Source organism: Streptomyces sp. NPDC058880 (assembly GCF_042742535.1).
Classification (GTDB): domain Bacteria; phylum Actinomycetota; class Actinomycetes; order Streptomycetales; family Streptomycetaceae; genus Streptomyces.
Genome location: NZ_JBHYMC010000037.1, coordinates 18,463 through 35,129 on the forward strand (window position 1 = coordinate 18,463; position 16,667 = coordinate 35,129).

The 16,667-nt window shown below is 72.1% G+C and carries 13 protein-coding genes and 1 other RNA gene; 12 read left to right on the top strand and 2 right to left on the bottom strand.

Annotated elements, in window-relative coordinates; genetic code table 11:
• Positions 1 to 218: 218 nt before the first annotated feature.
• The 5 genes from ftsE (at position 219) to ssrA (ending at position 4,095) form a co-directional block, all read left to right on the top strand.
• On the top strand, positions 219 to 908 hold the full coding sequence (ftsE, locus tag ACFW2G_RS20870) for a cell division ATP-binding protein FtsE (protein WP_030011324.1): 690 nt from the start codon (positions 219 to 221) through the stop codon (positions 906 to 908).
• Positions 909 to 923: 15 nt separating this feature from the next.
• Complete coding sequence (gene ftsX, locus ACFW2G_RS20875) at positions 924 to 1,874, top strand: permease-like cell division protein FtsX (RefSeq protein WP_037923256.1); 951 nt, start codon at positions 924 to 926, stop codon at positions 1,872 to 1,874.
• 67 nt (positions 1,875 to 1,941) lie between these two features.
• The gene (locus ACFW2G_RS20880; protein ID WP_384446202.1) at positions 1,942 to 3,120 is read left to right on the top strand and encodes a S41 family peptidase; all 1,179 of its coding nucleotides are present in this window, start codon (positions 1,942 to 1,944) and stop codon (positions 3,118 to 3,120) included.
• Between the two features lie 18 nt (positions 3,121 to 3,138).
• Entirely contained in the window at positions 3,139 to 3,624 is a 486-nt protein-coding gene (smpB, locus tag ACFW2G_RS20885) for an SsrA-binding protein SmpB (protein ID WP_037923261.1), read from the top strand.
• 82 nt (positions 3,625 to 3,706) lie between these two features.
• Positions 3,707 to 4,095: a transfer-messenger RNA gene (ssrA, locus tag ACFW2G_RS20890) on the top strand.
• A 424-nt stretch (positions 4,096 to 4,519) separates the two neighbouring features.
• Here ssrA and ACFW2G_RS20895 read toward each other — a convergent pair.
• Both ACFW2G_RS20895 and ACFW2G_RS20900 read right to left on the bottom strand, forming a co-directional pair.
• Positions 4,520 to 5,701 carry an SH3 domain-containing protein gene (locus ACFW2G_RS20895; protein WP_384580603.1) on the bottom strand — a complete coding sequence of 394 codons (1,182 nt, stop codon included), beginning with the start codon at positions 5,699 to 5,701 and terminating at the stop codon, positions 4,520 to 4,522.
• 49 nt (positions 5,702 to 5,750) lie between these two features.
• Positions 5,751 to 7,082 carry an MFS transporter gene (locus ACFW2G_RS20900; RefSeq protein WP_384580751.1) on the bottom strand — a complete coding sequence of 444 codons (1,332 nt, stop codon included), beginning with the start codon at positions 7,080 to 7,082 and terminating at the stop codon, positions 5,751 to 5,753.
• A gap of 93 nt (positions 7,083 to 7,175) precedes the next feature.
• Between ACFW2G_RS20900 and ACFW2G_RS20905 the strand changes: the two genes are divergently transcribed.
• The 7 genes from ACFW2G_RS20905 to ACFW2G_RS20935 all read left to right on the top strand — a co-directional run bounded on the left by ACFW2G_RS20905 (position 7,176) and on the right by ACFW2G_RS20935 (position 16,518).
• Positions 7,176 to 8,168, top strand: a complete 993-nt coding sequence (locus ACFW2G_RS20905; RefSeq protein WP_037923262.1) for a LysR family transcriptional regulator — start codon at positions 7,176 to 7,178, stop codon at positions 8,166 to 8,168.
• A 97-nt stretch (positions 8,169 to 8,265) separates the two neighbouring features.
• On the top strand, positions 8,266 to 9,633 hold the full coding sequence (locus tag ACFW2G_RS20910; RefSeq protein ID WP_037923264.1) for a nitrate/nitrite transporter: 1,368 nt from the start codon (positions 8,266 to 8,268) through the stop codon (positions 9,631 to 9,633).
• Between the two features lie 95 nt (positions 9,634 to 9,728).
• Positions 9,729 to 10,907: a uroporphyrinogen-III synthase gene (locus tag ACFW2G_RS20915; RefSeq protein WP_384580605.1), complete on the top strand. Its 1,179-nt coding sequence runs from the start codon at positions 9,729 to 9,731 to the stop codon at positions 10,905 to 10,907.
• A gap of 9 nt (positions 10,908 to 10,916) precedes the next feature.
• A complete protein-coding gene (locus tag ACFW2G_RS20920) occupies positions 10,917 to 11,465 on the top strand; it encodes a GNAT family N-acetyltransferase (protein ID WP_384446196.1) in 549 nt (182 codons plus the stop codon).
• A gap of 135 nt (positions 11,466 to 11,600) precedes the next feature.
• Complete coding sequence (locus ACFW2G_RS20925; protein WP_037924233.1) at positions 11,601 to 12,161, top strand: ABATE domain-containing protein; 561 nt, start codon at positions 11,601 to 11,603, stop codon at positions 12,159 to 12,161.
• 104 nt (positions 12,162 to 12,265) lie between these two features.
• Positions 12,266 to 14,599, top strand: coding sequence for a HelD family protein (locus ACFW2G_RS20930; RefSeq protein WP_384446194.1), 2,334 nt, complete (start codon positions 12,266 to 12,268; stop codon positions 14,597 to 14,599).
• Between the two features lie 482 nt (positions 14,600 to 15,081).
• Complete coding sequence (locus ACFW2G_RS20935) at positions 15,082 to 16,518, top strand: NAD-dependent malic enzyme (RefSeq protein WP_037923270.1); 1,437 nt, start codon at positions 15,082 to 15,084, stop codon at positions 16,516 to 16,518.
• Positions 16,519 to 16,667 lie beyond the last annotated feature (149 nt).

A 16,667-nucleotide genomic window follows, 5' to 3' on the forward strand; every position in this document is an offset into this window, starting at 1 on the left:
TCGGTCATCCTTCTTGCCTATAACGGCGCGGGGAACCGGACCGTTCCCCCTACCACTGTGCCAGCTTTGCCGACATTCGGCGCGGCCCGTCCGGGCAATCGCGGTCCGGACCCTCCAGGACCGAGGGATAAAGCGGACAACTCCGGATGCCGGGTCCCCACCTCGCGCCCGTTCGCGTAGGGTCACGCTCACCTACCCCCGGCGACCGTGGTGCACCCGTGATCCGATTCGACAGCGTCTCCAAGTCCTACCCGAAGCAGAGCCGTCCCGCACTCAGAGAAGTCTCCCTCGACATCGCGAAGGGCGAGTTCGTCTTCCTGGTCGGTTCGTCCGGCTCCGGCAAGTCGACGTTCCTCCGGCTCATCCTGCGCGAGGAGCGGGCGAGCCACGGCCAGGTGCACGTCCTGGGCAAGGACCTCGCCAAGCTCTCCAACTGGAAGGTCCCGCAGATGCGGCGCCAGCTGGGGACCGTCTTCCAGGACTTCCGCCTGCTGCCCAACAAGACGGTGGCCGAGAACGTGGCCTTCGCGCAGGAGGTCATCGGCAAGCCCCGGGGCGAGATCCGCAAGGCCGTCCCGCAGGTCCTCGAACTGGTCGGCCTGGGCGGCAAGGAGGAGCGCATGCCCGGCGAGCTGTCCGGCGGCGAGCAGCAGCGCGTGGCCATCGCCCGCGCTTTCGTCAACCGTCCGGCGCTGCTGATCGCGGATGAGCCCACCGGCAACCTCGACCCCCAGACCTCTGTCGGGATCATGAAGCTGCTGGACCGGATCAACCGGACCGGCACGACCGTGATCATGGCGACGCACGACCAGCAGATCGTCGACCAGATGCGCAAGCGCGTCATCGAACTCGAACAGGGCCGACTCGTGCGCGACCAGTCGCGCGGCGTCTACGGCTACCAGCACTGAAAGGCCCCCAGAGTCATGCGCGCCCAGTTCGTCATGTCCGAGATCGGCGTCGGCCTCCGCCGCAATCTCACCATGACCTTCGCGGTCATCATCTCCGTGGCCCTGTCGCTGGCCCTGTTCGGCGGCTCCCTGCTCATGAGCGAGCAGGTGGGCAGGATGAAGGGCTACTGGTACGACAAGGCCAACGTCTCGATCTACCTCTGCAACAAGCAGGACGCCCAGGAGGCCGGAGAGGCCGCCGCCAACAGCGCCGGGGGCGTGGCGACCTGCCGCAAGGGCGCCGTGACCGACGAGCAGAAGAAGCAGATCGAGTCCGAGCTCAAGGCGATGTCCCTGGTCAAGTCGGTGACCTACGAGTCGGCCGACGAGGCGTACAAGCACTACCAGGAGCAGTACGGGCACACGGCTCTGGCCTCCTCCATCACCCCCGACCAGATGCAGGAGTCCTTCCGGGTCAAGCTCAAGAACCCGGAGAAGTACAAGGTGGTCACCTCCGCCTTCGCGGGCCGTGACGGCATCCACACCGTCGACGACCAGCGCCAGGCGATCGACGACCTCTTCAGGATCCTCAACTACCTCAACATGGCGGCCATCGGCATCATGGCGATCATGCTGATCGTGGCGCTGCTGCTGATCGTCAACACCGTGCGCGTCTCGGCGTTCAGCCGCCGGCGGGAGACCGGGATCATGCGCCTGGTCGGCGCCTCCAGCTTCTACATCCAGGTCCCCTTCATCATGGAGGCCGCCGTCGCCGGGCTCATCGGCGCCTTCTTCGCCTGCGTCATGCTCGTCTCCGGCCAGTACTTCGTGATCGACCACGGTGTCGGCCTGCGGGACAAGATCCAGCTCATCGACTTCATGGGCTGGGGATCGGTGCTGGCCAAGCTTCCGTACGTGCTCTTCATCGGCCTCCTGATGCCCTCCATGGCCGCCTTCATCGCTCTGCGCAAGTACCTGAAGGTGTGACAAGCGCCCCGCAGGCGGTCCGGCCGACCATCCGTACCGGCGCGGGGCTTGTCCTAGACTCGGCGCCATGCCGGGTCTGCCCGCCTTCCGTCTCCGGCCCCGCGACCCACGTCGCGGGGCCGTTCTGACGTTAACCTTCGTCGCCGTCGTCGCCGTCGGCGCGTTGACCGGCTGCTGGGACCGCGACGACGGGGCCGCGGCCGCCGCGCCGGCGGACGCACCGGTGCCCGGTGCCCGGCGCGCGGAGGGCACGGCCGACCGCGAGGCAGTCGCCCGCGCCGCCGCCGAGGCCGTCGCCGAGGGCAAGTCGGGCAAGAAGGCCGCGCAGGAGGTGGTCAGCCGCAGCGGCGACCGCTGGGGCACCGTCTACGACCGGGGCGAGTACGCCGCCTTCGCCGAAGACCTGGACGGGCACTGGACCGGCGTCGGGGTCTGGGCCGTGCGCGCCCGGGACGGCATGATCACGGTCGACGAGGTCCAGTCCGGCAGCCCGGCCGCGCGGGCCGGGCTGCGCGCCGGGGACCGGCTGCTCAGCGTCGACGGGCACGCTGTGACCGGCCTGGCCGTGGCCGACGTGGTCGCCCTGCTGCGGGGTACCGCAGGCACCCCCGTCGTGCTCAACCTGAGCAGGAACGGCGCCGACCTCACCGAGACCGTCCTGCGCGAGCGGCTGAGTACCGAGCCGGTGACCGTCCGGCAGCTCGCCGGCGACGTCACCGTCATCAAGGTGACCTCCTTTACCCGCGGCTCGGGGGAGCGGGTCAGGGCGGCCGTCCAGGCGGCCCCGGCCGGCGGTGGCGTCATGCTCGACCTGCGCGGCAACCGCGGCGGGCTGGTCGCCGAGGCCGTCACGGCCGCCTCCGCCTTCCTGGACGGCGGGCTCGTCGCGACCTACGACGTGCGGGGCGAGCAGCGCGTGCTGAACGCCGCGCCGGGCGGGGACACGACCCGGCCGCTGGTGACCCTCGTCGACGGCGGCACGATGAGCGCCGCCGAGCTGGTCACGGGCGCGCTCCAGGATCGGGGGCGGGCGGTGGCGGTGGGCAGCCGGACCTTCGGCAAGGGCGCCGTGCAGATGCCGACCGAGCTCCCCGACGGCTCGGTGGCCGAGCTGACGGTGGGCACGTACCGCACCCCGGCCGGCCGCAGCCTCGACGGCGGCGGCATCACCCCGGACGTGCCGGCCGGCGAGCGGGCCGAGGAGCGGGCCGTCACGGTATTGGGTGGCCTCGGGGTGGGTCCGTAGTGCGAAAATGACCGCACTATGGCTAAGGAAAAAGGGCGCAAGCTGATCGCCCAGAACAAGAAGGCGCGGCACGACTACGCGATCCTCGACACCTACGAGTGCGGACTGGTGCTCACCGGTACCGAGGTCAAGTCCCTGCGCCAGGGACGGGCCTCGCTGGTCGACGGCTTCGTGTCGGTGGAGAGCAGGGAGGCCTGGCTCTACAACGTGCACGTGCCGGAGTACAGCCAGGGCACCTGGACCAACCACAGCGCCCGGCGCAAGCGCAAGCTCCTCATGCACCGCGAGGAGATCGACAAGCTGGAGCGCAAGGCGGACGAGTCGGGCCACACGATCGTGCCCCTCGCCCTGTACTTCAAGGACGGCCGAGCCAAGGTCGAGATCGCCCTGGCGAGGGGCAAGAAGGAGTACGACAAGCGGCAGACGATGCGGGAGAAGCAGGACACCCGCGAGACGAACCGGGTGATCTCAGCCATCCGTCGCAAGCAGCGGGGCACGGTGTAATCACCTGGCACGCGGTGGTCCACTTCGCGTACCATGACGTCAGCACCGCCCCCCGGGGTGGAGCACATTGTTAAAAAAACATGGGGATGATCGGTTTCGACAGCGGATGTCGATGCAGGGGAAGCGAGCCGAGGAAGCGGCAATGATCTCGCTAACCACATGTCGCAAAAAATAATCGCCAACTCCAAGAGCGATAACTCCCGCTTCACCCTCGCTGCCTAATAACAGTGAGCTGAAGCCTCTGTGAGGAGCGTCAGCCCGGAAGTGGTCCCGGTCCGGATCCTGGCGTCAACAAGGGATCTAAACCTCTAGCCCCGGTCACGGGGGTTGGAGGGAAATCAAACAGTGACTGAGCCCGTCGGAGACTTGTCCGTGTGATCTCCGGGGCCGAGAAAAGCGCAGCGGACTGCGCTCGGAGAAGCCCTGCTTCTGCACCGTTGGACGCGGGTTCGATTCCCGCCATCTCCACTCATCCCATGTGGGCGAAGGCCCCGCACCCCGGTTCCGGGGGGCGGGGCCTTCGTCATGCGCAGGCTGGTCGCTGTCGGCGGCGATGACCTCGATGGGGCACCGCGGTTTCCGAACGCCTCGTTCGATGCGCGCGTCCGCCGTCAGCAGGGGGACGCCCAGTGTCTCGGCGAGGGCGACGTACGCGGCGTCGATGCGCCGGCGGGCCGCTGCGCCCCGGGAGCCCCTGTCCGTGAGGAACAGGACCAGGGCGGAGGAGTCCACGACGATCAACGGCCCGCCCGGGCCTGCTGGAGGCAGGGCTTGTGGGCGGGGTCGATTCCCGCCATCTCCCCTCATCCCGTGCCGGCGACCGCTTCCGGCGGCCGATGGGCCAACAGCCCCCCCGGCCGGCGGGCCGGGGGGCTGTGTCAGGCGGTGGCGGGGGTCAGCAGAACGGGACCTTGTTGAGGTTCAGGGCGTAGCGGGCGGAGATCCAGCCGGAGCCGTCGGCGAGCTTGTACCAGATCGCGTTCCCGTCGATGTTCTGGCCGTTGACCTTGCACTGGAGCTTGACCACCGTGCCGGTCGGGATCTTGCCGTGCTTCTTGTAGTGGGTGCCGGGGCCGGAGCGGACGCCCAGTCCCTTGCCGGGGCTGACGATCTTGGCCTTGGGGTGCTCGTGGTGGCCGCCGCCGCACTTGCAGTCGCCGGGCTTCCCGGGCTTGCCCATCTCGCCCTTCGGACCCTTGGGGCCCTGCGGTCCGACCGGGCCGGGCTTGCCGGGGTGGCCCTTGGGGCCCTGCGGGCCGCGCGGGCCCGGCTTGCCGGTCTCGCCCCTGTTGCCCTTGTCCCCCTTCTCGCCGCGGTCGCCCCTGTCTCCCTTCTCGCCCTTGTCGCCCTTGTCTCCCTTCGGGCCGCCGGCGGGTCCGGGCTCGCCCTGCGGGCCGCGGGGCCCCGTGTGGCCCGGCCTGCCGATCTCGCCCCTTTCCCCCTTGTCGCCCTTCTCGCCGCGGTCTCCCTTGTCTCCCTTCTCGCCCTGGTCTCCCTTCTCGCCCTTCTCGCCCTTGGGGCCGGGGCGCCCGGGCTTGCCGTGGTGGCCAGGCTTGCCGTCGTCTCCCCGGTCCCCCTTGTCTCCCTTGGGGCCGGTCACCGGGGTGGCGACGGCGAACAGCGCCGGCGCCGCACCGTCGGTCGACCACTCGCCGCCGTGCAGGGTGGTGCCCTGCGGGGCGTCCGCGTCCACCCGCAGGTCGACGCCCAGCCGGGTCTGCTCGTTCGACGGGAAGACGAAGCCGGCGCGGCTCCCGGCGTCGCACATCAGCTGACGGGCGTCCGCCGAGCGCGTGCACGGGACCGAGGAACGCTGCCCGTCCCAGTAGAAGCGGGCCTCGGGGAAGCTCGTACGGTCCGGCGCGACGATCCGGAAGGTGCTGCTGACGGCCCGGTCGGCCCCGTTGGCGGCCGCGATGACGACACGGCCCGTCCCGCCGGGGGCGATCGAGGGTACGTACGGCTGGAAGAACCGGATGTCGGACGAGTCGGCGGCGGCCGGCACGGCCGGTGCCAGGCAGGCGGCGGTGACGGCAGCGACGAACAGGGCCGCGGGCACGGAACGGGAAGCAGGCACGGGTAGTTCCTCCGCAAAGGGAAGGGCGCTGGGGGGAAGGCACCACCAGTTATTGCGGATCTTGGGCGGAGGTCGTGCGTACCACGCGGGAACGGTCACTCGGGCGCCGGATCGATCGGCCCGACAAGGCGATCGCCAGGGCGATCAGCGCGGCCGTCGCCGGCACCGCGTAGGCGGCGGTCGGGCCCGCGCCCTCCACGACCTGCCCGGCGCTCGCCGCGCCGACCGCGATGCCCGTGAGGATGGCGGTGACCGCCAGGGTCAGGCCCTCGTTCAGCCGTCCGCCAGGGGTGCGGGCGTGAACCTGCGACATCGCCGTCACCATCGTCGGGGCCGTGGCCATGCCGGCCAGCAGGAGCGCGCCGGCCAGCGCGGTCACCGAGCCGGAGGCCGCGGCGGCCCACGGGAGGGTCATCAGGACGGCCAGGGCGCACACACACGCCTTCAACGAGCGGGCGCGCACGGTGCCGTAGAGCAGGCCCGCCGCACAGGAGCCCGCCGCCTGGAAGGCCAGGACCAGGCCGGAGGCGGCGCCCAGCCCCCGGACGTCGAGGTAGGCGATCGAGGCGACCTCCATCGAGCCGAACACCACGCCCGTGACGAGGAAGAGCGGCAGCAGCGGACCCAGTGCGCGCAGCGGGGAGCCGCGCCGCGCCGCCGCCGTCACGGGGGGCTGGGTGGCGCGGCAGGCGGTGAAGACCAGCATGCCGGTGAGCAGCAGCATGGCTCCGGCGAGGGTGCCCGCCTCGGGGAAGAGCGCTCCGCACAGGAAGGCCGCCAGGACCGGCCCGAGCATGAAGCACAGCTCGTCCGCGGCCTGCTCGAAGGACATCGCCGTGTGGTGGGCGGCGGGGGAGTCGCGCAGCAGGTGCGTCCAGCGGGCGCGGGACATGCCGCCGATGTTGGGAGTGGTGGCGGTCGCGGCGTAGCAGGCGAAGAGCGTCCAGGCGGGAGCGCCGGTGCGGACGCAGATGACCAGGGCCAGCGAGCCGAGGACCGCGATCAGGGTGGCCGGTACGGCGATCCGGGCCTGGCCGTGGCGGTCGATCAGACGGGCGGTCCAGGGTGCGACCACCGCCGTGGCCGCCAGGCCGGTCGCCGTGACCGCGCCGGCGAGCGCGTACGAGCCCCGCTGGCCGGCGATCATCATGACCGCGCTGACCCCGAACATGCCCATCGGCAGGCGGGCGAGGAGGTTGCCGGCGGTGAACCCGCGGCTGCCGGGCAGGGCGAACAGCCGCCGGTAGGGGCCGGGCGCCCGCCCGGCGGCCCGGCGGCGGGCGGCGGCAGCGGGCGAGGGAGCGGCGGCCGGCGAGGGAGCGGCGGCAGCGGGGGAGGGGGCGGTGGCGGTGATGACGAGCGTGCCGCCGGTGACGGTCATGAGGGGCATGCGCCCACCCTCGGCCGGGGCGGTGTGCGGCGTCCAACACCTGTTCCGAAGCCATTCACCTGTTCCCGTTGTTAGTCTCCGGGGGTGAATCCCCGTGATGTGGAACCCCGTCTGCTCCGCGGGTTCGTCGCCGTCGCCGAGGAACTGCACTTCACCCGTGCCGCCGCCCGCCTGTACGTCGCCCAGCAGGCGCTCAGCAGGGACATTCGGCGCCTCGAACAGACCTTGGCGGCCACGCTGTTCCTGCGCACCACCCGCGCCGTCGAACTGACCGCCGACGGGCACCGCCTGCTGCCCCTGGCCCGGCGTGTGCTGGGTGCCCACGAGGAGCTGGCGGGCGCCTTCGCGCCCGGCACCGGGACCACATCCGGCGCGGCACCCCGCCCGCTCCTCGTGGACCTGAACACCGACGGGCCCGGCACCGCGCGCACCGTGCTCGAACGGGCCCGCGAAATCGCCCCGGACTGCGAGCTGATGGCCCGCTTCGAGAGCGGGCTCACCCATGCCGCCGCCGAGGTCGCGGCCGGCCGGCTCGACGTCGCCTTCGGATACGCCGACGGGCTCGACCCCGCACTGCGGGCGCCGCTCGCCCGGCGGCCGGTACGGTACGAGCCGCTCGCCGTGCTGCTGCCCGAGGGCCACCCTCTGGCCGCGGGGGAGTCCGTACCGCTGGACGCGCTGGCCGGGGAGACCGTGTACGCGGGCGCCGGCAACCCCCGGACGCTGGAGTGGACGGGGCTGGCGCGCGAGCTGTTCGCCGGGCGGGGGATCCTGGTGGCGCCGCCGGCGCCGGTCGCGATGGGCATGGACGAGTTCCGCCGGGTCATGGTCAAGACCGGTAACCCGGTGCTGGCGACCGTGGGCTTCCTGGAGATGCCGGGGTGCGTGAAGCTGCCGCTGACCGATCCGGTGCCGCTGTCGCCGCTGTCGATGGTGTGGCGCAAGGGTTTCGGCCACCCCGGGCTGGACGCCCTGCACGCCGCGACCGCCGGGCTGGCGGCCGAGCGGGGCTGGCTGGAGCCACCGGCCGGGAGCTGGCTGCCCGCCCCGCTCACACACGGCACGGGCGGCGGGTGAGAGCAAGGTTTCCCGGCGGTCATCCGGCGGGGACCGAGGCCGAAACGAGCCCTTCCTACGGTCGTTCCCACGGACGCGACAGCTGTGGAGGCGTGTGATGACCGGAACCGCACCGCGCAAGCGGGGCCGCTGGATCGAACAGTGGGACCCCGAAGACGAGACCTTCTGGAAGGAGACCGGGGAACGGATCGCCCGCCGCAACCTGCTGTACTCCGTCCTCTCCGAGCACATCGGATTCTCCATCTGGTCCCTCTGGTCCGTGATGGTCCTCTTCATGGGCCCCCAGTACGGCGTCGACCCGGCCGGGAAGTTCTTCCTGATCGCGACCGGGACCTTCGTGGGCGCGGTCGTGCGCGTGCCGTACACCTTCGCCGTCGCCCGATTCGGCGGCCGGAACTGGACCGTCTTCAGCGCGCTGCTGCTGCTCGTGCCGACGGTCGCCGCGATCGCGGTGATGGAGCCGGGTACCTCGTACGGGACCTTCCTGATCGTCGCCGCCCTCACCGGTGTCGGCGGCGGCAACTTCGCCTCCTCCATGACCAACATCAACGCCTTCTTCCCGATGCGGAAGAAGGGCTGGGCGCTCGGCCTGAACGCGGGCGGCGGCAACATCGGCGTGCCCGTCGTCCAGCTGGCCGGCCTGCTCGTCATCGCCACCGCCGGGGCCGGCCACCCGCGGCTGTTGCTGGGCGCCTACATCCCGCTGATCGTGATCGCCGCGCTGCTGGCGGCCGTACGGATGGACAACCTGGCGCCCGTGCGCAACGACACCGGCGCGGTCCGCGAGGTCCTGAAGGACCGGCACACCTGGATCATGTCCTTCCTCTACATCGGGACCTTCGGGTCCTTCATCGGCTACAGCTTCGCCTTCGGGCTGGTCCTGCAGACCCAGTTCGGGCGAACCCCGCTCCAGGCCGCCTCGCTGACCTTCATCGGACCGCTGCTGGGCTCGCTGGTCCGGCCGGTGGGCGGCGCGCTGGCGGACCGGTTCGGCGGGGCGCGGATCACCCTGGCCACGTTCGTCGCGATGGCCGCGGCGACCGGAGTCGTCGTGTTCGCCTCGCAACGGTCCTCGCTGCCGGTCTTCCTCGTCGGGTTCGTGGCCCTGTTCGTCCTGAGCGGACTCGGCAACGGCTCGACGTACAAGATGATCCCCGGCATCTTCCAGGCGAAGGCGCTGGCGCGCGGGATGAGCGGCGAGAGCGCGGCGGCGTACGGACGGCGGCTCTCCGGGGCCTCCATGGGGCTGATCGGCGCCGTCGGCGGGCTCGGCGGCCTGGGCATCAACCTGGTCTTCCGGGAGGCGTTCCGCTCCTCCGGGTCCGGGACGACCGCCTTCGCCACCTTCCTCGGCTTCTACGCGGTGTGCTGCGCGGTGACGTGGGCGGTATACCTTCGCCGCCCGGCGGCCCCGGTGGTCCACACGGCCGAGGCTCCGGTGAAACCCCAGCTCACGTCGGTGTAACCGGGGCGAAATGCGGGTGAACCGAGTCCGACACGCCGAGTTGGCAGGCTCGGTCCACCCGTACCGCCCCCCCATGCGTCAGTAGGCAGGTCACGATGGACGACAGGAACACCCGGCCGCTCGCGGGCTTCACCGTCGGGGTCACCGCCGCCCGGCGGGCGGACGAACTGATCGCGCTGCTGCGGCGGCGCGGAGCGTCGGTGCTGCACGCGCCGGCGCTGCGGATCGTGCCACTCGCCGATGACAGCGAACTGTTGGCCGCCACCAAGGAACTGATCGGCTGCCCGCCGGACGTGGTCGTCGCCACCACCGCCATCGGCTTCCGCGGCTGGGTCGAGGCCGCCGACGGCTGGGGGGTCGGCGAGCGGCTCCTGGAGACCCTGCGTTCCGCCGGACTGCTCGCGCGCGGGCCGAAGGTGAAGGGCGCCATCCGGGCCGCCGGACTCGTGGAGGAGTGGTCCCCGGACTCGGAATCGCTCGCCGAGGTACTGGACCGGCTGCTGTCGGCCGGCGTCGCCGGCCGGCGGATCGCGCTCCAGCTGCACGGGGAGCCGCTGCCCGGCTTCGTCGAGGCGCTGCGGGCCGGCGGGGCCGAGGTGGTGGTGGTCCCGGTGTACCGGTGGATGCCTCCGGAGGAGCTTGCGCCGCTGGACCGGCTGCTGGACGCGATCGTCGGCGGCGCGGTGGACGCGGTGAGCTTCACCTCGGCCCCCGCGGCGGCCTCGCTGCTGTCCCGGGCCGGGGAGCGGGGGATGCGGGAGGCGGTGCTGGACGCGCTGCGCGGCGGGCCGTTGTCCGCGTGCGTCGGGCCGGTGACGGCGCTGCCGCTCCAGGCGCTCGGCGTGGACACCGTCCAGCCGGAGCGCTTCCGCCTGGGCCCGCTGGTGCAGCTGCTCTGCCAGGAGCTGCCCGGCCGGGCCCGGGTGCTGCCGGTGGCCGGGCACCGGATGGAGATCCGGGGGCACGCGGTGCTCCTCGACGCGGAGCTGAGGCCGGTGCCGCCCGCCGGGATGGCGCTGCTGCGGGCGCTGGCGCGGCGGCCCGGCTGGGTGGTGGGCCGGGCGGAACTGTTGCGGGCGCTGCCGGGCGCGGGCCGCGACGAGCACGCCGTGGAGACGGCGATGGCCCGGCTGCGGGCGGCGTTGGGGGTGCCGAACCTCATCCAGACGGTGGTCAAGCGCGGTTACCGACTGTCGCTCGACGCGGGCGGCGAGGACAAGTACGGCGAGCTTCCGCGGGACGTGGCGGTGACGGCCAGGGGGGGCCTGGGCTAGCGTACCGGGATGATCATCGACGGGGTGGAGATGAGGGGCGTCGCACTGGACGACGCCGCCGCACTGGCCGAGGCGTTCGCACGGAACCGGGCGTACATGACGCCGTTCGAACCGGCCCGGCCCGAGGCCTTCTACACGGAACTGGGCCAGCGGGAACGGATCGGGCAGCAGCTGCAGTCCCGGGCGGCCGGACGGCTGATGCCGTACGTGCTGGTGGACCTGGCGAGCGGCACGCCGCTGGGGACCATCAACCTCGGCAACATCCAGCACGGGCCGCTGAGCAGCGGCGGGCTCGGCTACTGGGTGGACGAGGCGTGCCGCGGCAAGGGGTTGGCCACGGCCGCCGCCCAGGAGGTCTGCCGGATCGCCCGCGACGAGCTGGGGCTGCACCGGGTGGAGGCCGGGACCCTGGTCGACAACCTTGCCTCGCAGCGGGTGTTGGCGAAGGCGGGCTTCGAGCAGTACGGACTCGCGCCGCGCTATCTGCACATCAACGGCGCCTGGCGCGACCACCGCCTCTTCCAGCGGATCCTGCACGATCACCCGCCGGCCCCCTGACCGGGACGCACCTCCGGTGATCCGGCGCCGGGCCGGGCCGAACACGGCGGGCCCCGCACCGGTTCGGGGGCTTCCCCCACGGGCGGGGGACGGGCACTCTGGGGAGGCGCCCGACGACGCGAGGCGGTGACGGACATGCGGTTCGACTCCGGGCGGGTCTGCCTGGACCTGGTGGCCACCCTTACCCCGCGCGAGGGGATCCCGGACGGCGACGAGCTGCGGCTGTGGCTCGCCGGGGCCGGCCTCGTGCCGGACCGGACACCGCTGGCGCGGGTGGGCGGCGACTGGGCCGAGGCCTTCCGTGCCCTGCGCGCCGACGTGGAGACCCTCGTACGGGCGGAGCTGTCCGGAGGCGATCTCGACGAGGGCGCCCTGGCCCGGGTCAACGCGCTGGCCGCCGGACCACCCCCGGGCCTGTGCGCCGTACGGGATCAGGAAGGGCACCTCGTGCGGGAGTTGTGCGGCGGGGTCGAATGCGGCGCCCTCCTCGCGGCCGTCGCCCGGGACGCCGTGGAACTGCTCACCGACCCCGGCGACCGCGCCCTGCTGCGGGCCTGCGCGGGCGACGGCTGCACCCGCGTCTACCTGGACACCTCCCGCGGCCACCGGCGCCGGTGGTGTTCCAGCGAGCTGTGTGGCAACCGCGAGCGCGTCGCCCGCCACCGCCGACGGCTGCTGGCGTCCGGATCCCGGTAGCCGTCGTATCACTGAGCGAGACGCGTTTCCGGAACGGGCGTGCGCGCAGGGCGCCGGTTCGCGTACGGTTGACGGTCGCCCATGCACGTCAGAAGGGGGCCTTGGTGGCCGCGCAGGATGCCGCTGTCGACAGCACGGCGGATTCCGTCCGCGATCGCGAGATCGCGGTCGAGCAGACGCACCTCGACCAGGTGTACCGCCGCCTCGAGGAGAAGATCCACGAGGCCGAGTTCCTCATGAACGACGCCGCCCAGCGCGGCCAGGTCGGCACCCCCGGAGCCCTGGCCGAGCGTGACGCGCAGGTCTTCCGGGCGGGCATCCACCTGAACCGGCTCAACAACGAGTACGAGGACTTCCTCTTCGGGCGCATCGACCTGCTGCTCGGCAAGGACGGCGAGCGCGGCCCGGACGGCGCGTACACCTCCGTCGAACCCGCCGATGCCGCGATCCGCGACGACCTCACGGCCGACATCGCCGAGACCCTGCACATCGGCCGCATCGGGGTCCTCGACTCCGACTACGCGCCGCTGGTCATCGACTGGCGGGCGCCGGCGGCCGCGCCCTTCTACCGCTCCACGCCCAAGGAGCCGGGCCGCGTCGTGCGCCGCCGCGTCATCCGCTCCAAGGGCCGCAGGGTGCTGGGCGTCGAGGACGACCTGATGCGCCCCGAGGTCACCGCCTTCCTCGACGGCCGCGAGCTCCCCGCCATCGGCGACGGCGCGCTCATGGCCGCACTCGGGCGGGCCCGTACGCACTCCATGCGCGACATCGTCTCCTCCATCCAGGCGGAGCAGGACCTGGTCATCCGGGCCCCCGCCGCCTCCGTCGCCGAGGTCGCGGGCGGCCCCGGCACCGGCAAGACCGCTGTGGCCCTGCACCGCGCCGCCTACCTGCTCTACCAGGACCGCCGCCGTTACTCCGGCGGCATCCTCATCGTCTCCCCGACCCCGCTGCTCGTCGCGTACACCGAGGGCGTGCTGCCCTCGCTGGGCGAGGAGGGCCAGGTCGCCATCCGGGCGCTCGGCTCGCTGGTCGACGGTGCCGAGGCGACCACGTACGACGACCCGGCCGTGGCCCGGATCAAGGGCTCCTCCCGGATGCGATCGGTCCTGCGCAAGGCCGTGCGCGGCACCCTGGAGCTCGGCGACCACCGGGGCCCGGCCCCCGACCGGCTGCGGGTGGTGGCCTTCGGTAGCCGCCAGGAGCTGGAGGCCACCGAGCTCAACCGGATCCGGCAGAACGTGCTCGGCGGCACCGCGCCCGTGAACCTGCTGCGCCCGCGGGCCCGCAAGCTGCTGCTCGATGCCCTGTACGCCAAGACCGGCGCCGCCGGCCGGCACAGCGATCCGGAGCTCGCCGCCGAACTGCGCTCCGCGTTCGACGAGGACATCTCCACCGAGGAGGCCTTCGTCGGCTTCCTGAACGCGTGGTGGCCCGAGCTGACCCCGCGCCGGGTGCTCGCCGCGATGGCCGACGAGCGCAGGCTCGGGCGCTGGTCGCGCCGCGACCTGAACCCGCGCGAGACCCGCCGGCTGGCCCGCTCGCTGCATCGGGTGGGCCCGGAGGGCGAGGGCCCCCTGTCGGTGCACGATGTGGCGCTGCTCGACGAGCTCCAGCAACTCCTCGGCGCCCCCGCCCGGCCGAAGCGGAAGCGGGAGGCGACCGCGTCCGGCGCTTGGGGGCTCGACCAGCTCAGCGGGCTGGAGGAGCTGATGCCGACGCGCGAGGAGACCCAGTGGGAGCGGGCCGAGCGGCTCGCTGCGGAGCGCACCGAGTACGCGCACGTCATCGTGGACGAGGCCCAGGACCTGACGCCGATGCAGTGGCGGATGGTGGGCCGCCGGGGCCGGCACGGCACCTGGACGGTCGTCGGCGACCCGGCGCAGTCCTCCTGGACGGATCCGGAGGAGGCGGCCGCCGCCCGTGACGAGGCCCTGGGGTCCCGGCCGCGCCGGCGGTTCACGCTGACGGTCAACTACCGCAACCCGGCCGAGGTCGCCGAGGTCGCGTCCCGCGTGCTGCGCCGGGCGATGCCCGGGATGGAGCCGCCGTCGGCGGTGCGCTCCACGGGACTCCGGCCGCGGTTCACGGCGGCGGCGGGCGACCTGGGCGCCGTGGTGCGGGAGGAGACCCGGCGGCTGCTGGAGCAGGTGGACGGCACTGTCGGCGTGGTGGTGGCCATGGACCGGAGGGCGGAGGCCGCGGGCTGGCTCGCCGACCTCGGCGAACGGGCCGTGGCACTGGGCAGCCTGGAGGCGAAGGGCCTGGAGTACGACGCCACGGTGGTCGTCTCCCCGGCGGAGATCGCGGAGGAGTCCCCGGCGGGCCTGCGGGTCCTGTACGTGGCGCTGACCCGTGCCACGCAGCAGCTGACGGTGGTCTCCGGCGAGGGGGACGGGCCGGACGCGGACGGGGTTCCCGAGCTGCTCCTGCCGTAGCCGGGGATGGTCCGGCCCCGTGGCCCGGATGGGTGTCCGGGCTGTTCAGCGGCCGTGTACGGCCGTATGGGCCGCAGCCGGGCGCGTGGTCCCGGCAACCGACCGCGACCAGGGGGATCACATTCGGCGATCCTTTGTTAGCCTGGGTACGGCACCGACTCGATCCAAGCCCCCGGGCCCAACCTTCGTCGCTCAGAGCGACCACTTGCCGCGAGGCGAGCATGGCGGGTCGGTGTCGCAAACGTATGCATCCCCAGGTCCGCGCCCTCCACAGGTGGAGGGCGCGGACCTGTTTTGTATGACCCCACCATTCCGAACCCCCCTCGTATCTCGTATGGTGGAAGAGTCTTTCCGAAATTTGTAGCTGGTTACCTTGTACCGGCTGGTAGGTGGGACGATCGGACAACAGGTCCTGCCGCACCTGCTGTGGAGCGCGGGCCCTGTGTGTGAAGCGAACCAGGGACAGAAGAGGAAACACGGCCATGGCAACGGCGCCCAGCGTCTCGTATTCGATGACGGTCCGGCTGGAAGTGCCCGCGAGCGGAACCGCGGTCTCCCAGCTCACCACCGCCGTGGAGTCCTCCGGCGGTTCGGTCACCGGCCTCGACGTGACCGCCTCGGGCCACGAGAAGCTGCGGATCGACGTCACCATCGCCGCCACCTCCACCGCGCATGCCGACGAGATCGTGGAGAAGCTGCGCGGCATCGAGGGCGTCAGCCTGGGCAAGGTCTCCGACCGTACGTTCCTGATGCACCTCGGCGGCAAGATCGAGATGTCGTCGAAGCACCCCATCCGTAACCGTGACGACCTCTCGATGGTCTACACCCCGGGTGTCGCCCGCGTGTGCACCGCCATCGCCGAGAACCCCGAGGACGCGCGCCGCCTCACCATCAAGCGCAACTCCGTCGCAGTCGTGACGGACGGCTCCGCGGTGCTGGGCCTGGGCAACATCGGCCCGATGGCTGCGCTGCCCGTCATGGAGGGCAAGGCCGCCCTCTTCAAGCGCTTCGCCGGCATCGACGCCTGGCCGATCTGCCTCGACACCCAGGACACCGACAAGATCGTCGAGATCGTCCGCGCCATCGCCCCGGGCTTCGCCGGCATCAATCTGGAGGACATCTCCGCGCCGCGCTGCTTCGAGATCGAGGCCCGGCTGCGCGAGGCCCTCGACATCCCCGTCTTCCACGACGACCAGCACGGCACCGCGATCGTCGTGCTCGCGGCCCTCACCAACGCGCTGCGCGTGGTGGGCAAGGCAGTTGAGGACGTCAAGGTCGTGATGTCGGGCGCTGGAGCGGCCGGCACCGCCATCCTCAAGCTGCTCCTCGCGGCGGGCGTGAAGAACGCCGTCAGCGCCGACATCCACGGCGTCGTGCACGCGGGCCGTCCCGACCTCGTCGACGCCGCGGTGGACTCCCCGCTGCGCTGGATCGCGGACAACACCAACCCCGAGGGCTACACGGGCACCTTGAAGGAGGCCGTGGTCGGCGCCGACGTGTTCATCGGCGTCTCGGCTCCGAACGTGCTGTCCGGCGAGGACGTCGCCGCCATGGCGGAAGGCGCCATCGTGTTCGCGCTCGCGAACCCGGACCCCGAGGTGGACCCGGCCGTGGCCCGCCAGACGGCCGCCGTGGTCGCCACCGGCCGTTCCGACTTCCCGAACCAGATCAACAACGTCCTGGTCTTCCCGGGTGTCTTCCGCGGCCTGTTGGACGCCCAGTCCCGCACCGTGAACACCAGCATGATGCTCGCCGCCGCGACCGCGCTGGCCGATGTCGTCGGCGAGGACGAGCTGAACGCCAACTACATCATCCCGTCGGTGTTCAACGACAAGGTCGCCGGAGCGGTCGCCGGCGCCGTCCGCAAGGCCGCCTCGGCCGCGCAGAACGGGTCTGTGACGGGCCTCACGGCTCCCTGATCCCCGGCGCGTCGCGAGATGCGGGCCCGCTGGGCCGCCTCTAGGGTTGCGGGGATGCCAACGTGCTCCGCTGTTCGCATCCCTCGGGTGCGGACGGAGTGTCACCGGGGCGTGACTGTGGCGCTTTTCGTGTGACCCCGGCGGGTGCC

Bases quoted from the DNA above. Each gene is read 5' to 3' on its own strand.
- ftsX (WP_037923256.1), top strand. From the start codon at position 924: ATGCGCGCCCAGTTCGTCATGTCCGAGATCGGCGTCGGCCTCCGCCGC.
- ACFW2G_RS20880 (WP_384446202.1), top strand. From the start codon at position 1,942: ATGCCGGGTCTGCCCGCCTTCCGTCTCCGGCCCCGCGACCCACGTCGC.
- smpB (WP_037923261.1), top strand. From the start codon at position 3,139: ATGGCTAAGGAAAAAGGGCGCAAGCTGATCGCCCAGAACAAGAAGGCG.
- ACFW2G_RS20900 (WP_384580751.1), bottom strand. From the start codon at position 7,082: ATGACCGTCACCGGCGGCACGCTCGTCATCACCGCCACCGCCCCCTCC.
- ACFW2G_RS20910 (WP_037923264.1), top strand. From the start codon at position 8,266: ATGACCGGAACCGCACCGCGCAAGCGGGGCCGCTGGATCGAACAGTGG.
- ACFW2G_RS20915 (WP_384580605.1), top strand. From the start codon at position 9,729: ATGGACGACAGGAACACCCGGCCGCTCGCGGGCTTCACCGTCGGGGTC.
- ACFW2G_RS20920 (WP_384446196.1), top strand. From the start codon at position 10,917: ATGATCATCGACGGGGTGGAGATGAGGGGCGTCGCACTGGACGACGCC.
- ACFW2G_RS20925 (WP_037924233.1), top strand. From the start codon at position 11,601: ATGCGGTTCGACTCCGGGCGGGTCTGCCTGGACCTGGTGGCCACCCTT.
- ACFW2G_RS20935 (WP_037923270.1), top strand. From the start codon at position 15,082: ATGGCAACGGCGCCCAGCGTCTCGTATTCGATGACGGTCCGGCTGGAA.